At 64.9% G+C, this 3,403-nt stretch carries 1 protein-coding gene and 1 tRNA gene; both read left to right on the top strand.

Annotated elements, in window-relative coordinates:
* Positions 1-18: 18 nt before the first annotated feature.
* Positions 19-96 (top strand) — tRNA-Asp (locus GF405_06285).
* Between the two features lie 223 nt (positions 97-319).
* On the top strand, positions 320-3,154 hold the full coding sequence (locus GF405_06280; protein MBD3367765.1) for a M6 family metalloprotease domain-containing protein: 2,835 nt from the start codon (positions 320-322) through the stop codon (positions 3,152-3,154).
* Positions 3,155-3,403: the final 249 nt, after the last annotated feature.

Here is a 3,403-nt window from a genome sequence, read left to right as displayed (position 1 = left end):
GGTTTCAGGTATGACAGCGGGGTCGTAGTTCAGTTTGGTTAGAACGCCGGCCTGTCACGCCGGAGGTCGCGAGTTCGAGTCTCGTCGGCCCCGCCATGAACGCGAAGAGCCCACCCTCTCGGGGGTGGGCTCTTTCGGTTCCTGTCGGCTGTGTTCAGGTCTTGATGCGGCGACGGCACTCTTCGGTTTCGCCGGATGCGTGCGAAACCCGGGCCCCGGCGGCGCACCTCAATTGACTGAGGGGTAGAGCCATGGTACAATGTATGCAAAATAGCAAGTATGTGCGTATCCCTGTGACATCATCGGGAGAGATCTGAACATGCTTATGAACAGGAGTTCCAGCGTCCTGCTTCCGCTTCTTGTCCTGCTGGCGCTCGTCGTCATGGCCGTTCAGAGCGGGGCGGCACCGCTCTGGGGCGAGGTCGTGGACATCAGGGAACCCGACGGCAGGATCGTGAAGATCAGGGTGTGGGGAGACGAGTTCTACTCCGTCGGGGAGACCCTGGACGGGTACACCGTCGTACGCGACGAGTCCACGGGACTGCTGAGCTACGCGGAGCTCTCGGCCGACGGGCGGAGCCTCGTGTCGACCGGTGTTGCCGTGAACGAGTCGCCTCTCAGGAGCCTCACGAAGCACGTGAGGATCCCCGACGAGGCCGCGGCGGAGAAGGCGAGGGCCGCGCGCCTGGCGTTCGAGACGATGGCGCCCGAGCCACCCGAGCGCCCGCGCGGTGGGCGCGGCACCTCCACGGGCGCCGTCGAGGGCATCACGCTCATCATCGACTTCTCGGACGATTCGTGGACCATCCCGCCGTCGAACATCGACGACTACTGCAACCAGCTCGGGTACACAGGCTACGGGAACAACGGATCGGTTCGTGACTACTTCAGCGACGTGTCCGAGGGACTTCTGGACTACACGAACTACGTTCCCGGTGAGTACTACCGTGCCGCCAACACCAAGGCCTACTACTGCAGCCCATCTGCGCCGTACGGCGAGCGGGCGCGAGAGCTGGTCATCGAGGCCCTGACCGACCTCGACAACAAGGGGTTCGACTTCAGCCAGTACGACTCGGACGGTGACGGCATCATCGACGCGATCAACTGTTTCTACGCAGGCGACACGTGGAACGCGTGGGCCGAGGGACTCTGGCCCCATGCGAGCTCCGTGTCGTTCTTCGCCGACGGCGTCCAGGCCTGGCGCTACCAGATCTCCAACCTGGGAAGCTCGCTCAGGCTCGGCACGTTCTGTCATGAGAACGGCCACATGCTGATGGGCTGGCCAGATCTCTACGATTACGGCGGCAACTCATCCGGCGTCGGGCAGTTCTGCGTGATGTGCTCCGTAGGCCCCGGCACGAACCCGATCGAGCCCTGCGCCTGGATGAAGTACGTCGCCGGCTGGGGGGACGTCACCGTCCTGTCGAGTCCTGCCGAGGGGCTCATGCTCTCCTCCGACGGCAATGTCATGCACAAGTTCGAACACCCGTCGCTCTCCAACGAGTACTATCTCGTCGAGAACCGTCAGCGGACGGGACGGGACGCCGCGCTGCCCGATCACGGCATGGCCGTCTGGCACGTCGACACGGAGGGAGACAACTCGAACGAGCAGCAGACGCCCGAGCTTCACTACCTCGTGACGCTGGTGCAGGCCGACGGCGACTGGGACCTCGAGAACCACGTGAACTACGGTGACGGCTCCGACCTCTACGCCGGTCCGGGCTACCCGGCGTGCACACCGGATACCTATCCCAACACCAACTGGTGGGATGGAAGTGCCTCGGGCGCCTTCTTCTCGAACATCAGCGCGTCGGGCCCGACGATGACGTACGACTTCTACAACGCATCCTATACGCTGGGGCTGTCGTCGGCCATGTACGCGACCGAGGTCAGCAGTGCGGGCAGCGCCCAGTACACGGCGACGTTGAAGAACTGGAACGCGTTCACCGACACCGTCACGGTCGACATCGCCCAGGAGTTCCTGCCCGACGGCGTCCTGCCGACCGACTGGGTCGCCTCGTATCGCGAACCCGGAGGCGTCTGGATGACCGATCCTGCCGAGTTCGTGCTGGCGTCAGGGGAGGAGAAGAGCCTCGAGGTCAGGATGCTCGACAATCTCGGCACCGCGACGGGCATGGCCGTCACGACGCTGTCAGCGACAGGCCTCGGCGACGTGAGGACCGGCGCGTCCGTGTCGTTCGCCACGTTCGTCGACATTCCGTCGATCCTCCTTGTGGACGACGACAACTTCGGGGACCTGGAGACCCATCTCCAGACGGCGCTTCTCGATACCGGGTACGCGGCGCACACGTGGGACGCCGGCGCGCGCGGTCGCCCGACGCTCGAGCAGCTCTCGGCCTACAGCCACGTCCTGTGGACGACGGGCGCCGGCGACGCGGCCTACCTCACCTCCGGCGACGAGCAGAACCTGATGGACTATCTCGACCAGGGCGGCAGTCTGCTTCTGACGAGCACCGAGTTCCTGAACAGCCGAGCTCTCCCGAACGAGTTCGTCCAGGACTACCTGCACATCGACTCCTGGGCGTGCGACAATAGCGGATTCACGCTCACGGGCGTGGCGGGCGACCCGATCACGAACGGGATGTCGCTCTCGGTCATCGGCGGTCCGGTGCCGCCGGCGTGCAGCGACGCGCTCACCATCTCTGCTCCGGCAGAGCCCATCCTGACCACCGCCGTGGGCGACAAGGCGCTGCGAGTGGAGGAGAACGGTCACAAGATCGTGTTCATGGCGTTCCCGTTCGAGAACGTCAAGGTCGACGGTGCCTATCCGAACAACCAGAAGACGCTCATCGCGAGGACCATCGGCTGGTTCGAGGGGGTGACGGGGATCGACGACGAGCCCCTTCCCGGCGACCGGCTGGCCCTGAGGCAGAACGCGCCCAACCCGTTCAACCCGACGACGAGGATCGCGTTCAGCGTGCCCTCGGACGCCGACAGGGTCCAGCTTCGGGTCTACAACGTCAGGGGGCAGGTCGTCCGGACCCTCGTGGACGGCGTCCTGGAGCCGGGTCCCCACAGCGTCGTGTGGGACGGCAGAAGCGATGATGGGATCCCGCTGGCCTCAGGCATCTACTTCAGTCGCATCGAGACCGGACAGGAGTCCGTGACGAGGAAGATGGCGCTCTTGAAGTAGAGGGTTCCATCGAGCACACACGAAGGGGGCGCTGCTGTCGCGGCGCCCCCTTCGTCGTCCCGCGTGCCCTTACTCCGCCGCCTGTCCCCGTTTCGCCTTCCAGCGCATGTAGGCCATCATGCGCTTCGCCAGCCAGACCCTCAGCGGGAAGAGCGGTCCCTCAAGCTCTGCTGATACCTCCTTGAGCACGTCCGGAATGGGCACGTTCTGTGGACATCTGGGCAGACACACGCCGCATTCGGTGCAGCG

Source organism: Candidatus Effluviviaceae Genus V sp. (genome assembly GCA_014728125.1).
Lineage (GTDB): Bacteria > Joyebacterota > Joyebacteria > Joyebacterales > Joyebacteraceae > WJMD01.
The sequence above is the reverse complement of the archived record's forward strand: the minus strand, read 5'-3'. Positions and strand labels throughout refer to the sequence as shown.